This window comes from Thioalkalivibrio sp. ALJ3 (genome assembly GCF_000377205.1).
Taxonomy (GTDB): Bacteria; Pseudomonadota; Gammaproteobacteria; order Ectothiorhodospirales; family Ectothiorhodospiraceae; genus Thioalkalivibrio.
This window is the reverse complement of the sequence record NZ_KB897907.1, coordinates 383022-396728: the sequence shown is the minus strand read 5'-3', so window position 1 is coordinate 396728 and position 13707 is coordinate 383022. Positions and strand designations below refer to the sequence as shown.

Genomic DNA, 13707 nt, shown 5'->3' with positions numbered 1-13707 from the left:
ATGCCTCCCGAAAATGAGTCCGATCATGTTACCAGCGCCGAGCGGCGCCCGACCACGCGTCGCGTCCGGCGCGGGGTGATGCGCGCGTGATCCTGCGTCGCGCCGAGCGCTTCATTGCCCGCGAACTGTGGCTGACCCAGGCCGCGGTCAGTGTGGTGCTGCTGCTGGTCATTATCGGCGGCGTGCTGGCGCGGGTGCTGCGCGATGTCGCTGAGGGCAGCCTGCCGGTCGATTTCCTCCCCGGCATGGTTGCGTTCGGGGCGTTCAAGGGCATCGTCTTCCTCTGGCCGGTCGCCCTGTTTCTGGCGTTCATGCTGGTCTTCGGGCGCATGCAGCGCGACAGCGAGATGACCGCGCTGCAGGCCAGCGGGATGTCGTTCGCGGCCCTTTACCGTGCGCTGTTCTGGGTGGCTGCGCCGGCCGCGATCCTGTTGCTGGTGCTGATGACCATGGTCGTGCCCCGCACCGAGGCGCAGATCGACCAGTTGCGCGACCTGGCCGAGCAGCGTTCCGACCTGGTGGGGGTTGCCCCGGGCCGGTTCCTGCGCTCGCGGGTGGGGGATCAGGTCTTTTTCGCCGAGCGCATGAGTGCGGACCGCGAGGCCTTGCTGGAGGTCTTCATCTATCGCGAGGTGGATGGCGAGTCGCAGATTACCGTGGCCGAGCGCGCGGTACCGGATCCCGACGCCGAGGGTAGCGGCTTCCTCATGCTGGAGAACGGCTATCGCTATGTCGGCGAGCCGGGTACCGCGAGCTTCCGCATGCTGGAGTTCGAGCGCCTGCGCACCCAGATTACCGAGCCCGACCCAACCACGCGGCGCGCCAGCCTGGATGCGCTGCCGACCTCCGCGCTGTGGGCGCAGCGCGACGATCCCGAGGCGCGCGCCGAGCTGGAATGGCGTCTGGCGATGCCGCTTTCAATCCTGGTGCTGGCATTGCTCGCGCTGCCGCTGGCGCAGGTGCCGCCACGCACTGGGCGCTATGCGCGTATCCCGGCTGCGATCGGCGTGTACGTGCTGTACGCGAACTTCCTGATCCTCGGGCAGGGACAGCTGGCCGACGGCCGCACGCCGCTGGCCCTGGGGCTGTGGTGGACCCATGGCCTGATGCTGGTGCTGTGGGTAGTGCTGGCCTGGCACAAGGGCCTGCTGCGACTGCGGTCGGCCAGCCCTCGCTTGCGTGATGCTGGAGGAGCACCATGACCACGGTGCTGGGGCGCTATGTGATCCGCCAGGTGCTGATCGGCACCGGACTGGCCGTTGTGCTGCTGGTTGCGCTGGATGCGGTGTTTGCGATGATCGACGAACTGCGCGACACCGGTACTGGCAACTACGGGGTTGCCGAGGCGATGCTCTACGTGGCCATGACCCTGCCGCGACGGATGTACGAAATGCTGCCGCCTGCCGCACTGGTCGGCGGGCTGTTGTGGCTGGGCAACCTCGCGGCCAACAGCGAACTGACGGCGATGCGGGCCGCCGGCATGACGCTGGGCCGGTTCATCGTCTGGGTGCTGCAGGCGGGGTTGGTGGTGGTGATGGTGATGCTGATCGTCGGCGAGTTCTTCGCCCCGGCCTCGGAGACGCGTGCCCAGGCGCTGAAGGCTTCGGCCTTCGACGAGGAGATCAGTGTGGGGTCGATGGGGCTGTGGGCGCGCGACGGTCAGCGTATGATCCACGCCGAGTCGGTGCTGGCCGGGAATCAGCTTGTGGGTGTGCGCATCATCGAGTTCACCGGGGATCGCGAGCCGAGCCAGATCACCCGTGCGGCGCGGGCCCAGTTTGTCGATGGCGACTGGCGGCTGGAGGACGTGGAACGCTCGCAGCTGTCACATGACCGCGTGGTTGCCGAACACCGTGAGCAGGAGACGATCGACCGGCTGATCGCCCCCGAGTATTTCGACGTGCTGGTGGTCGAGCCCAGCCAGATGGCCGCGCTCGACCTGTCCCGCTACATCGATTATCTGCGCGAGAATCAGCTGGACGCCGCCCCGTACGAGGTTGCGTTCTGGCAGCGCTTTACTCTGCCCGCCAGCACCTTCGTGATGCTGCTGCTCGCGATCCCCTTCCTGTTCGGCTCGCAGCGCGAGGGCGGCGCCGGCCAGCGCCTGTTTATCGGGATCGCGATCGGCGTCTCGTTCGTGATCGTGATGCGCGCGATCACTCACCTGGGGCTGGTGTACAACCTGCCACCGCTGCTGGCGGCCAGCCTGCCGGTGCTGCTGTTCCTGGCCATCGCGCTGCTGGCGCTGCGACGCATGGCGGTGCGGGCATGATCGCTTCCTCGCGGCGGATATTTCTCGCGGGCGCTCTGGCGGGGCTGCTGGCCCTGCTCGCCGGCTGTGGCGGCAGCGGACCCGGTGACCTGGAGCCGCTGCCGCGTTCGGCCACCGTGCTGGCGTTCGGGGACAGCGTGACTCACGGGACCGGTGCCTCGCGCGGAGAGGATTTTCCGGCGAGGCTGGCCGAAATCACAGGATGGAGGGTGGTGAACGACGGTGTGCCGGGGGATCGGGCGGACAGCGCACGTGACCGTTTGGGCCCCAGTCTGCGCGAGCACGAGCCCGATCTGGTGATCATCGGCCTCGGCGGCAATGACTTCCTGCGCCAGCGCGCAGCGGCGTCGGTCAAGGAGGACCTGCGGGCAATGATCCACGAGGTGCGTGAGCATGGCGCCCAGCCCCTGCTGCTTGGCGTGCCCTCGGCCTCGGCCTTCGCGGCTGCGACGGGGCGCCTGCGCGACGACGGCATCTATGGCGAGCTGGCGCGCGAGGAGGGGGTCCCGCTGATCGGTTCAGTGCTCTCGGGGGTGCTCTCGAACGGCGATCTGCGCGCGGATCGCATCCATCCGAACGCGGAGGGCTATCGGCAAATGGCGGAGCAAATCGCCGACGGGCTGGAGGATCTCGGCCTGTGGCTTGCCCCGTGATGCAAGATCCCTGCGGGCTCCGGGATCCGGGACCGCAGGCGACGTCGGTTCAGACTGCCTTGTCCTTTTTCCAGCGAGGCTTGGCGAGGCCCGGGATGCGCACCAGTTCGGTTCCGGACAGCCAGTCGTGCAGCATCCAGCGCCGCGGGTGGAACTGCGACAGACCCAGAGCGAAGATCGCCGCGGCGGTAACCGCCACGGTCGCCACGGCACCGTGCTGACGCACCGCCCAGATCGCCATCAGAACCACCAGCCACTGTGCGGCCGCGACCATATAGCGCAGCGTGGCCTGCCAAGCGTTGACTGGCTGGCCATGTTCGGTGCGCAGCTGGATGTTCCAGGTCTGCATGCCCAGGGTCTGCCCGGTACGCGTCCAGAACCAGAAAAAGAACGCCCAGCCCACGAACAGGTTGGCAATGAAATGCGCGCGGGTGGAGTACAGGCCGGTCAGATTGCCCAGTGCCACCACGATCATGCCCAGCACCATCCAGATCGCGACCAGCAACAGGGCGTCGTAGATGATCGCGCCGAAGCGGCGCAGCAGGCCGGCGGGCAGGCCTTCGATATTCTTGGGGTCTTGGCTCATGGGCAGGGTCGGGATCGGTATGCAGGTTGGAGGAATGGGCAAGGAGCGCGTAGTCTTCCTGTATGGAGCGACGGTTTCAACGTATCCCCCTGGAGTTTCCGGCCACCCTGATCCATGCGAACGGGGAGTCTCCCGTGCGCGTCGAGGATATCTCGCTGCGTGGCGTCCTGGTCGAGGGGTCGCAGATCCCGACTCTGGAGGCGGGTGCCGTGGTCACGCTGGACATCCCGTTGTCCGACGAGGCGCGGATCGCGTTCGAGGGCCGTGCGCGCTGGCAGGAGGGCCTGTGGCTGGGGCTCGAGATCGAGGCGATGCCGCTGGAATCGGCGACGCACCTGCGCCGGCTGGTCGAGCTCAACCTGGGCGACGAGGCTCTGCTGGAACGTGAATTCGCCGCCATGGCCGAGTCCGTCCCGACTCGCGAGTAGCTCGGCTGCATTGAGCGTTCATTGGCGGCGCCCCGGATGGGGTAATCAGAAGACTTCCCGGAACGGGAGCACCTCCACCCATTCGCCCACGCGCGCCCCGTCCGACTCGCGCGGCAGCACGATGTAGGCGTTGGCCTCGCTCATCGCGCGCAGTTGGTGCGAGCTCTGGCCGCCGGCCGAGCGCACGATCCACCCACGATCATCGGTCGCGAGCACGGCCCGCTGGAAGTCCTTGCGCCCGGGGGTCTTGCGCAGGTCCTCCACCAGGCGTGCACTGATGGTCTGCGGCGGCGCGGTGTCGTGTCCGGCCAGGATCTGCAGGGCGGGGCGGACCAGCAGGGCGAAGGTCGTCATGACCGCAACCGGGTTGCCGGGCAGGCCCAGGAAATGAGCATTGCCGAAACGCCCGAAGGCCAGTGGGCGACCAGGCTTGATTGCGATCTTCCAGAAGCCGACCTGGCCCGAGGCCTGCAGCACACGGGTCACATGGTCGGCATCGCCGACCGAGACCCCGCCGGTGGTGATGATCAGATCCGCCTCCTGCCCGGCGCGCTCCAGTGCTTCGCGCACGGCCGCCTCGGTATCGCGGATCACGCCGTAGTCCAGTGCCTCGACCGGGTAGGCCGCCAGCAGCGCGCGCAGCGTGTGGCGGTTGGAGTCGTGGATCTGGCCCGGGCCCAGCGTCTGTCCCAGCGGCATCAGTTCGTCGCCGGTGGAGAAGAACGCGACCCGCGGCTTGCGCAGCACGCGCAGTTCCGCGATCCCCTGGCTGGCCAGTACGCCGATCTCGGCGGCGCCAATGACTTGTCCCTGGTCGAAAAGCGCGATCCCTCTGGCGGTGTCGCTGCCCGGGCCGCGGATGTTGTGCCCGGGCGCCAGACCGCCGTTGTTCAGGCGGATCCCGGACTCGCCGATGCGCTCGACCTGTTCCTGCATGATCACGACATCGGCCCCGTCCGGGACCACGGCGCCGGTCAGGATGCGCACGCACTGGCCCGGTTCCACGGTGCCGTCCCAGGGGTGCCCGGCGGCCGAGGTCCCGGCCAGTATCAGCTCGCGACCTTCGACGGCGTCGTCGGCGCGCAGGGCGTAGCCATCCATCGCGGAGACGGCGGCTGGCGGGACGTCGATACGAGCGGCGATCGGTTCGGCCAGGGTGCGCCCCAGTGCGGATTCCAGCGGTACGGTCTCGAATTCAGTCAGCGCATCGCAGGCCTGCAGGATGGCCGCGCGCGCCTGTTCCAGGGTCAGGGCGTTGGGGTCGAACTCGTCGCAGCTAGGTGCGGCCTGGGCCATGGAGGTCTCCGGATCAGGGATTCAGGTTGAAGTGGTCAATGATAAAACGCGCGATCGTATCGGGGTCGTTAATCGGCAGCAGGGGACCGTCGAAGTCCAGCTCGGTGGCATCGGTCGCGACCGCGATCACACCGGGGATCTCCGGGTAGAGCGGGGGCTTGCCGACGGCCGGCCGGTGGACCTCGATCTTTGGCAGGTCGGCCTGCTTGAAACCCTCGACCAGGATCAGGTCCGCGCGCTCCGGGTCCAGGCGCGAGCAGAGCATGTCCAGATCCGGGACACGGCCATCGCCGGTCTCCGGGGTCTCCACCATCAGCGCATAGCGGCGGCAGGAGGCAACCAGCATCTGATCCGAGCCGGCGTGGCGCAGTTCAAAGCTGTCCTTGCCGGGGGTATCTACGTCGAACGCATGGTGCGCATGCTTGATGACGGCGGCTCGCTGCCCACGGGCACGCAGGGCGGGAATCAGCGCCTTGAGCAGGGTGGTTTTGCCGCTCCCACTCCAGGCCGCAAAGCCGATGCGCGGGAGGCTGAGAGGATATGGGTTCATGGTCGTCTGCTCGCGTTATGCGCGCCTGAGTATATCGCTAAGCCGGGAGAGCGGAAGGGCGTGCGCGAACTGTTCATCAGCCGTCGAGATCCTCGGGCGTATTCAGGTTGACGAAGTTGTCGGGCTGGTCGGAGAAGTCGACGACCGTGGCGCCGATGTCGCGAAACCAGCGCCCGACCGCCAGTGACCCACCCCCGAGGTCCGCCTCCAGGCGCGTAGCCAGCTCGGGTCTGAGCAGGGCGAACAGCGGTTGCAGGCGTTCGCCGTCATGGGCGATTGCGGCCGGAGCGTCGCCAGGACCCAGCGCCTGGCCCAGCCGTTCGGCCAGGTTGGGCGGCAGAGACGGGGCATCCACCGGGACACAGAGCAGGCTGTGCCCGGGGTAGTACGCCCATGCCGTGGCGATCCCGGCCAGTGGTCCGGGATAGTCTGGCCGAGTATCCGGACGACAGGGAAACCCCAGCGCGCGATAACGGTCGATATCGGTGTTGGCGCTGATCACGATGGAGTCCACTTGCGGCTGGATGCGTTCGATCACCTGTTCTACCAGCGGGCGGCCCCGATACTTCACCCAGCCCTTGTTGCGCCCACCCATGCGCTGCCCGCGCCCGCCGGCCAGGATCAGACCGAGCAACGGATGCGAGGTGTTGGCTCCAGGTATTTCAGGCATCGTATCTGGGGGTTCGGGGCCGCAATGGCCTATGGTTTAGGGTGTACGTGCGTGACGGTATGGCCGTCGCGGAGTGTACGACGAAACAGGATCGACGGGAGAGGAAGCCCATGAAGCGAGGCGGCATGCGCCTCTGGCGGACCGCAATCTGGCTGGTGTTCCTGCTGCTGGGGGCTGGCTGGCTGGCGGCTTCCACGCTGGCGGAAACCGGGCAACGGCACGCACTGGTGCTGACCGTGGAAGATGCCATTGGGCCGGCTACTGGCGATTACATCCGCCGGGGCATCGAGCGTGCGGAGACCGAGGACGCCGAGATCATGGTCCTGATGTTGGACACCCCCGGTGGGCTGGATTCCAGCATGCGCAGCATCATCCGCAACATCCTGCAGTCGGATGTCCCGGTGGTCACCTACGTCCACCCCTCGGGTGCCCGCGCAGCCAGCGCGGGGACCTACATCCTCTACGGGTCGCATGTGGCCGCGATGACCCCGGCCACCAACCTCGGCTCCGCCACGCCGGTGCAGATGGGCGGTGGCGGCCTGCCGGGCATGGACCCGCCGGAAGAGGAAGCCACCGACGAGGCCAATGACAATGGCAACGGGGATAACGGTACCGAGGACGGAGACAACGGCGAAAACGGTAACGGTAACGGCAACGGCGACAACGGCGAGATCGAACCGGCCACCGAGGAAGAACTGCTGGACGACGATCCCCCCTCGCCCCGCCGGGGCGGTGATGCGATGGAGCGCAAGGTGCTGGAAGATGCGGTGTCCTACATCCGCGGCCTGGCCGAGCGCTACGACCGCAACGCCGATTGGGCCGAGGAGACGGTGCGCGAGGGTTCCAACCTGACCGCGACCGCCGCGCTGGAACAGAACGTGATCGACTTCGTTGCGGACAACCTCGACGACCTGCTGGCGCAGATCGACGGCCACACCGTGCGTATGCATGATGGCGAGCGCACATTGTCCACCGAGGGGCTGGAGATCGTGCGCATGGATCCGGACTGGCGCACCCAGCTGCTGTCGCTGATCACCAACCCGAATATCGCCTACATCCTGATGCTGATCGGGATCTACGGCATCATCTTCGAGCTGGCCAATCCGGGTGCGATCTATCCCGGGGTGATCGGCTCAATCGCGCTGATCCTGGCATTCTTCGCGCTGCAGGTGATGCCGGTGAACTACGCAGGCCTGGCGCTGATGCTGCTGGGCATGATCTTCATGATTGCAGAGGCCTTCGTACCCAGTTTCGGGGCGCTGGGCATAGGAGGAATCGTGGCCTTCATCGTTGGCTCCATCATCCTGTGGGACGACCCGCAGCTCAACGTGGCGATCCCGCTGGTGGTCGGCACCGCCATTGCCATTGGCATCCTGTCGGTTTGGGTGCTGGGTCGGCTGTTCAGTCTGCGCGGCAAGAAGCCCGCCACCGGCTATGAAGAGATGATCGGCATGATCGGCGAGGCGCGCGAGGACTTCGACCGCAGCGGGCGGGTCTGGGTCCACAGCGAACAGTGGAACGCGGAGACCTCGGCACCGGTCCGCGAAGGACAGAAGGTGCGCGTGACCGCGATTGAAGGACTCAGGCTTCGGGTCGAACCCGTGACCGAAGAAGACACCCCGGGCACTGCCTCGGCCGGCTAGCCGGCCCGGCACCCTCAACATAGAAGGAGCAGGACATGAACGATCTCGGTTTCTTTGTCGTCCCGCTAGTCATCCTGATCGCCATCATTGTGATGTCGATCAAGGTGCTGCGCGAGTACGAGCGTGGCGTCATCTTCTTCCTCGGCCGCTTCCAGTCGGTGAAGGGCCCGGGCCTGATTATCGTGATCCCGGGCATCCAGCAGATGGTCCGGATCGACCTGCGCATCATCACACTGGACGTGCCCAGCCAGGACGTGATCTCGCAGGACAACGTGACGGTCAGGGTGAACGCGGTGTTGTACTTCCGCGTAGTGGATTCCGCCAAGTCGGTCATCCAGGTCGAGGACTACTACGCCGCGACCAGTCAGCTCGCGCAGACCACGCTGCGCTCCGTACTCGGCAAGCATGACCTGGACGAGATGCTCTCCGAGCGTGACAAGCTGAACAACGACATCCAGGAGATCCTCGACTCGCAGACCGATGCCTGGGGCATCAAGGTCACCAACGTCGAGATCAAGCATGTGGACCTGGACGACTCGATGATCCGTGCGATCGCCCGCCAGGCCGAGGCCGAGCGCGAACGGCGTGCCAAGGTCATCCACGCCGAGGGCGAACTGCAGGCGGCCGAGAAGCTGGTGCAGGCGGCGCAGAAGATGGAATCCAGTCCGGCCGCGCTGCAGCTGCGCTACCTGCAGACGATGTCCGACATGTCGACCAACGGCAACGCGAACTCGATCTTCTTCCCGCTGCCGCTGGAGCTGACCAAGGTGTTCGAGAATCTCGCCGGCAAGTTCCGCGCGGAGAACCCGGAAGCCCCGGGCAATCCTGCTAACCCGGGAGGCAACTCGTAGGCCGAGCACGGGAAGTGACCGTCGCGGCTGTCCAGTCCGACACCCTCGACCGTTTCCTCGACGAACTCTGGGCGGTCGAGGGCCTGTCGGATCACACCCTGGCGGCCTATCGCCGCGACCTCGAGGCCCTGGCGCGCTGGCTGCACGGGCGCGGGGTCGCGCTGGAGGCGGCCAGTGGTGCCGATCTGCTGGGGTTCGTCAGCGCCCGCATGCAGGCGGGGGCGCGGCCGAAGTCGATTACGCGTGCCCTGTCCAGCGTGCGGCGGTTCTACCGCTATCTGGTGCACCAGGGCGAGCGCGAGGATGACCCCAGCGCCGGGATCGAGTCCCCGCGCGCCGGGCGGCCGCTGCCGGACAGCCTGTCCGAGGGCCAGGTCGACGCCCTGCTGGCGGCCCCGGAACTGGACACCGCGGTCGGCCTGCGCGACCGCGCGATGCTGGAGCTGATGTACGCGACCGGCCTGCGCGTGTCCGAGCTGGTCGGTCTGGAACAGTCCGAGGTGAACACCCGCCAGGGCGTGGTCCGCGTGACCGGCAAGGGCGACAAGGAACGCCTGGTGCCGCTGGGCGAGGAGGCCGTGCACTGGCTGACACGCTATCTGCGCGAGGCGCGGGGCGAGCTGATGGCCGGTCACCCGCCGGTGGATACCGTGTTCGTGACCCGGCGTGGCCGGGGGCTGACGCGCCAGGCCTTCTGGTATCGCATCAAGCACTATGCGCGGGCGGCCGGTATCGAGGCGCCCCTGTCGCCGCATACCCTGCGCCATGCGTTCGCGACCCATCTGCTCGACCACGGTGCGGACCTGCGCGTGGTGCAGATGTTGCTGGGCCACTCCAGCCTTTCGACCACGCAGATTTATACCCACGTCGCACGCGCCCGCCTGCAGAGCCTGCATGCGGAACATCATCCCCGCGGCTGACGTCTACTACCCCGATCTCGCCGGTTTTAACAGGCACCCTGTGTCGGGGCTGCTAGACTGGCGCCGTTTTTTGCACAGCCACGAGAGAGTCCATGTTTTTGATACGCGCACTGCCCCTGGCCGTCCTGCTGACCGCCTTCACCTCTACCGCCACAGCGACTGATGCCATCGAAGAGCGCATGGCGGAGGTCATTCCCAACGCCGAGATCGACAGCATCCAGGAAACCGGTATGGAGGGGATCTTTGAAGTGCGTTACGGCACCGAGATCTTCTATGTATCCGGGGATGGCAAGTACCTGCTGCAGGGCAACCTGATTGACCTGGATACTCGCGACAATCTCACTCAGGAGTCGCTGCGTGGGGTGCGCGCCGACATGTTTGCCGCGATCGACGACGAGGAACTGGTTGTCTACTCGCCAAACGGCGACACCCGCGGCGTGCTGAACGTGTTTACCGATCCCAACTGCCCCTATTGCCGCGAGCTTCACCAGGACATCCCGCAGTACCTGGAGGCCGGCATCAAGGTGCGTTATTTGATGTTCCCGGTGCTGGGGCGTGATTCCCCGCAGATCATGGACCGAATCTGGTGTGCGGACGATCGCGAGGACGCGATGGATCGCGCGAAGGTCGGTGAAAAGCTGGAAGAAATCGATGGCAGCTGCGACACCCCGCAGGACGCGCACATGGCGCTGGGCCAGCAGCTGAACCTGCGCGGCACCCCGGCGCTGGTGACCGAGGACGGCCAGCAGATGTCCGGCTATCAGGAGCCGGAGGCCGTCATCGAGCGGATCGTCGGCGGTAGCTGAGCCAGCACCCCCCTGTAGGAGGCCAGCCCTCTGGCCGATGCAGCACCTGCAGGAGCGGCTTGCCTGTGAGGTCCCCACCTGCGCGGATGAGGGCGTCGGTGTTTGCCTGATCAATACAGCAACGAGGCCATCTGCCGCCGGTACTGTCCGACCAGCGGATGGTCATCGCCCAGCACCTTGAACGCAGCCAGCAGGCCGTTCTGGCCGGCGCCGTCGTTATAGGAGCGGTGTTGTTTCAACAGTTGCAGGTAAAGCCCCAGGGCTTCCTCGGCACGTCCGGAAAGCATCGCGTAGGCGGCCATTTTCTCCAGAGCCTCGGGGCTGGGGTCGCCGGACTGGATTTCCTTCGCCACGGCCTGCGGGTCGATGCCGGCCGCGGTCCTGGCGAACACCAGCCGCGCGCGCAGTTCCTTCACCGCGTCCTGTTCGTGCTGGTCCATCGGCAGCTTGTTCAGCTCCGCCTCGGCGGCGCCCGCATCGCCGGACTGGGCCAGGGCACGGGCTAGTTCGATGCGCAGGTCGCCATTGTCGGCGTCTTCCTCAAGCGCGGCCTTGAGCGTGGCCAGGGCCCCGTCCACGTCGCCGATTTTGGCCTGTTCACGAGCCTGTTCGATGATCCTGTCCGAAGGCTTTTCCAGATAGCGGTCGATCATCGCGCGGATATTCGGTTCCGGCTGTACGCCCATGAACTGGTCCACCGGCTTGCCGTGGCGGAACACCATCACGGTGGGCAGGCTGCGCACGCCGTACTGCTGGGCCAGGGCCTGCTGTTCGTCGCTGTTGACCTTGGCCAGGCGGAACTGGCCGGCGTACTGCGCGGCCAGTTGCTGCAGCAGCGGCATCAGCTGCTGGCAGGGCCCACACCAGGACGCCCAGAAGTCGACCACCACCGGGCGTTGATGGGACTCGTCCAGTACGGCCTGCTGAAAGCTTTCCTGGGTGACGTCGAGGATGTCCTCGCCGGTTGCGCTTGCGGCCTCTGCCATGGGAATCCTCCTGAAACGTTGAATACGGAATTTGCCATGCAATTGTTGGGATCATGGGGGCGATTGCAAGCAGCCCTGATTTGCTACCCTTCGCGCATCCGCGAGCGCGCGATCGAAACAGGAACCATCACGTGAGCTACTCCGCATCCGATATCGAGGTCCTCGAGGGGCTGGACCCGGTGCGCAAGCGCCCGGGCATGTACACCGACACCACCCGTCCGAATCACCTCGCGCAGGAGGTGATCGACAACTCGGTGGACGAGGCGATCAGCGGCCACGCCAAGCGCATCGACGTGATCCTGCACAAGGACGACTCGGTCTCCGTTTCGGATGACGGCCGCGGTATGCCGGTGGATCTGCACCCGCGCGAGAACCGCCCGGGGGTGGAGGTGATCCTGTCCACGCTGCATGCGGGCGGTAAGTTCTCGGACAAGAACTACCAGTTCTCCGGCGGCCTGCACGGGGTGGGCGTCTCGGTGGTTAATGCGCTGTCGCAGCAGCTCGAGGTGCAGATCAAGCGTGACGGCCGCGAGTACCGCATGGCCTTCGCCGGCGGCCACAAGACACAGGACCTGGAAGCGGTCGGCGAGGTCGGCAAGCGCAATACCGGCACCACGCTGCACTTCTGGCCGGACCCGCAGTACTTCGATTCCGCGAAGTTCTCGGTCCCCCGGCTCAAGCACATCCTGCGCGCCAAGGCCGTGCTGTGCCCGGGCCTGACCGTCACCTTCCGCGACGAAACCACCGGCGAGGCCTGCGAGTGGTGCTATCAGGCGGGTCTGCGCGACTACCTGGTGGAGGCGCTGGATGGCCTGGAGCGTCTGCCGGGGGAGCCGTTCATGGGCTCGATGGCCGGCGCCACCGAGGCGGTGGACTGGGCGGTGACCTGGCTGCCGGAGGGTGGCGAGGTCGTCAGCGAGAGCTACGTGAATCTGATCCCGACCACGCAGGGTGGCACGCACGTGAACGGCCTGCGCACCGGTTTGACCGACGCGGTGCGCGAGTTCTGCGAATTCCGCAGCCTGCTGCCGCGTGGCATCAAGCTGGCGCCGGAAGACGTCTGGGAACGGGTTTGCAGCGTACTGTCATTCAAGATGCAGGACCCGCAGTTTGCCGGGCAGACGAAGGAGCGCCTTTCCTCCCGTCAGGCCGCGCCGTTTGTCTCCGGCGTGGTCAAGGATGCCTTCAGCCTGTGGCTGAACCAGCACCCGCAGCAGGGCGAGCGCATCGCCGAACTGGCGATCCAGAACGCGCAGAAGCGCAGCCGCGCCGGGCGCAAGGTGGTGCGCAAGAAGGTCACTCAGGGCCCGACCCTGCCGGGCAAACTGGCGGACTGCGCCAGCCAGGACCTGGAGCGCACCGAGCTGTTCCTGGTCGAGGGTGACTCGGCCGGTGGCTCCGCCAAGCAGGCGCGCGACCGCGATTTTCAGGCGATCATGCCGCTGCGCGGCAAGATTCTGAACGCCTGGGAGGTCGACCCGGACCAGGTGCTGGGCTCGCAGGAAATCCACGACATTTCCGTGGCCCTGGGCGTGGACCCGGGCCAGGCCAGCCTGGACGGGCTGCGCTACGGCAAGGTCTGCATACTGGCCGATGCCGACTCCGACGGTGCGCACATCGCCACGCTCCTGTGTGCGCTGTTCCTGAGGCACTTCCGCCCGCTGGTCGAGCGCGGGCATATCTACATCGCAATGCCGCCGCTTTATCGCGTGGATGTCGGCAAGCAGACGTTCTACGCCCTGGACGACGACGAGAAGGCCGGCGTGCTGGAACGCATCGAGGCGGAGAAGATGAAGGGCAAGGTCGCCGTGACCCGCTTCAAGGGCCTCGGCGAGATGAACCCGCTGCAACTGCGCGAGACGACCATGAATCCGGACACCCGGCGCCTGGTGCAGCTCACGCTGAATGCCGCCGACGATACCCAGCAGTTGATGGATATGCTGCTCGGCAAGAAGCGCGCCGCCGAACGCCGCGCCTGGCTGGAAGGCAAGGGTCACCTGGCCGACGTCGCCGTTTGAAGATTGCCGAGTCTCCTTGAGGTGCTGC

General features: G+C 66.5%; 14 protein-coding genes. 9 read left to right on the top strand and 5 right to left on the bottom strand.

What is annotated here, in order from left to right; all coding sequences use genetic code 11:
- Positions 1 to 86 precede the first annotated feature (86 nt).
- Genes lptF through C935_RS0108465 form a run of 3 tightly spaced genes read left to right on the top strand, consistent with a single transcriptional unit; the run spans position 87 to position 2925 of the window.
- A complete protein-coding gene (lptF, locus tag C935_RS0108475; RefSeq protein ID WP_018862081.1) occupies positions 87 to 1202 on the top strand; it encodes an LPS export ABC transporter permease LptF in 1116 nt (371 codons plus the stop codon).
- On the top strand, positions 1199 to 2272 hold the full coding sequence (gene lptG, locus C935_RS0108470; protein ID WP_018862080.1) for an LPS export ABC transporter permease LptG: 1074 nt from the start codon (positions 1199 to 1201) through the stop codon (positions 2270 to 2272). Before lptF ends, lptG begins: the two co-directional genes overlap by 4 nt.
- Positions 2269 to 2925, top strand: coding sequence for a GDSL-type esterase/lipase family protein (locus C935_RS0108465; RefSeq protein WP_018862079.1), 657 nt, complete (start codon positions 2269 to 2271; stop codon positions 2923 to 2925). The genes lptG and C935_RS0108465 overlap by 4 nt, the downstream gene beginning before the upstream one ends.
- A gap of 49 nt (positions 2926 to 2974) precedes the next feature.
- On the opposite strand, the gene C935_RS0108460 is transcribed toward C935_RS0108465, so the two are convergent.
- Positions 2975 to 3511 (bottom strand): RDD family protein, encoded by a 537-nt coding sequence (locus tag C935_RS0108460; protein WP_018862078.1) that lies wholly within the window; start codon positions 3509 to 3511, stop codon positions 2975 to 2977.
- Positions 3512 to 3573: 62 nt separating this feature from the next.
- On the opposite strand from C935_RS0108460, the gene C935_RS0108455 reads away from it, so the two are divergent.
- Positions 3574 to 3939, top strand: a complete 366-nt coding sequence (locus C935_RS0108455) for a PilZ domain-containing protein (protein ID WP_018862077.1) — start codon at positions 3574 to 3576, stop codon at positions 3937 to 3939.
- A gap of 45 nt (positions 3940 to 3984) precedes the next feature.
- On the opposite strand, the gene glp is transcribed toward C935_RS0108455, so the two are convergent.
- From glp to mobA, 3 genes are all read right to left on the bottom strand, one after another.
- Positions 3985 to 5235: a gephyrin-like molybdotransferase Glp gene (gene glp, locus C935_RS0108450; protein ID WP_018862076.1), complete on the bottom strand. Its 1251-nt coding sequence runs from the start codon at positions 5233 to 5235 to the stop codon at positions 3985 to 3987.
- Positions 5236 to 5248: 13 nt separating this feature from the next.
- Positions 5249 to 5785, bottom strand: coding sequence for a molybdopterin-guanine dinucleotide biosynthesis protein B (gene mobB / locus C935_RS0108445; RefSeq protein WP_018862075.1), 537 nt, complete (start codon positions 5783 to 5785; stop codon positions 5249 to 5251).
- Between the two features lie 76 nt (positions 5786 to 5861).
- Entirely contained in the window at positions 5862 to 6455 is a 594-nt protein-coding gene (gene mobA, locus C935_RS0108440; protein ID WP_051074685.1) for a molybdenum cofactor guanylyltransferase MobA, read from the bottom strand.
- A gap of 110 nt (positions 6456 to 6565) precedes the next feature.
- Between mobA and C935_RS0108435 the strand changes: the two genes are divergently transcribed.
- From C935_RS0108435 to C935_RS0108420, 4 genes are all read left to right on the top strand, one after another.
- Complete coding sequence (locus C935_RS0108435; protein WP_018862073.1) at positions 6566 to 8098, top strand: nodulation protein NfeD; 1533 nt, start codon at positions 6566 to 6568, stop codon at positions 8096 to 8098.
- Positions 8099 to 8133: 35 nt separating this feature from the next.
- Positions 8134 to 8949, top strand: coding sequence for a slipin family protein (locus C935_RS0108430; RefSeq protein WP_018862072.1), 816 nt, complete (start codon positions 8134 to 8136; stop codon positions 8947 to 8949).
- Between the two features lie 14 nt (positions 8950 to 8963).
- A complete protein-coding gene (gene xerD, locus C935_RS0108425) occupies positions 8964 to 9869 on the top strand; it encodes a site-specific tyrosine recombinase XerD (protein ID WP_018862071.1) in 906 nt (301 codons plus the stop codon).
- A gap of 92 nt (positions 9870 to 9961) precedes the next feature.
- A complete protein-coding gene (locus C935_RS0108420) occupies positions 9962 to 10675 on the top strand; it encodes a DsbC family protein (RefSeq protein ID WP_018862070.1) in 714 nt (237 codons plus the stop codon).
- Positions 10676 to 10785: 110 nt separating this feature from the next.
- On the opposite strand, the gene trxA is transcribed toward C935_RS0108420, so the two are convergent.
- Positions 10786 to 11661, bottom strand: coding sequence for a thioredoxin (trxA, locus tag C935_RS0108415; RefSeq protein ID WP_018862069.1), 876 nt, complete (start codon positions 11659 to 11661; stop codon positions 10786 to 10788).
- Between the two features lie 131 nt (positions 11662 to 11792).
- Here trxA and parE point away from each other — a divergent pair, with 131 nt between their 5' ends.
- Complete coding sequence (parE, locus tag C935_RS0108410; RefSeq protein ID WP_018862068.1) at positions 11793 to 13679, top strand: DNA topoisomerase IV subunit B; 1887 nt, start codon at positions 11793 to 11795, stop codon at positions 13677 to 13679.
- Positions 13680 to 13707 lie beyond the last annotated feature (28 nt).

Coding starts and splice junctions, on each gene's coding strand:
- C935_RS0108460 (WP_018862078.1), bottom strand. CDS start 3,511: ATGAGCCAAGACCCCAAGAATATCGAAGGCCTGCCCGCCGGCCTGCTG.
- mobA (WP_051074685.1), bottom strand. CDS start 6,455: ATGCCTGAAATACCTGGAGCCAACACCTCGCATCCGTTGCTCGGTCTG.
- C935_RS0108465 (WP_018862079.1), top strand. CDS start 2,269: ATGATCGCTTCCTCGCGGCGGATATTTCTCGCGGGCGCTCTGGCGGGG.
- glp (WP_018862076.1), bottom strand. CDS start 5,235: ATGGCCCAGGCCGCACCTAGCTGCGACGAGTTCGACCCCAACGCCCTG.
- C935_RS0108430 (WP_018862072.1), top strand. CDS start 8,134: ATGAACGATCTCGGTTTCTTTGTCGTCCCGCTAGTCATCCTGATCGCC.
- mobB (WP_018862075.1), bottom strand. CDS start 5,785: ATGAACCCATATCCTCTCAGCCTCCCGCGCATCGGCTTTGCGGCCTGG.
- C935_RS0108435 (WP_018862073.1), top strand. CDS start 6,566: ATGAAGCGAGGCGGCATGCGCCTCTGGCGGACCGCAATCTGGCTGGTG.
- C935_RS0108420 (WP_018862070.1), top strand. CDS start 9,962: ATGTTTTTGATACGCGCACTGCCCCTGGCCGTCCTGCTGACCGCCTTC.
- C935_RS0108455 (WP_018862077.1), top strand. CDS start 3,574: ATGGAGCGACGGTTTCAACGTATCCCCCTGGAGTTTCCGGCCACCCTG.
- trxA (WP_018862069.1), bottom strand. CDS start 11,661: ATGGCAGAGGCCGCAAGCGCAACCGGCGAGGACATCCTCGACGTCACC.
- lptG (WP_018862080.1), top strand. CDS start 1,199: ATGACCACGGTGCTGGGGCGCTATGTGATCCGCCAGGTGCTGATCGGC.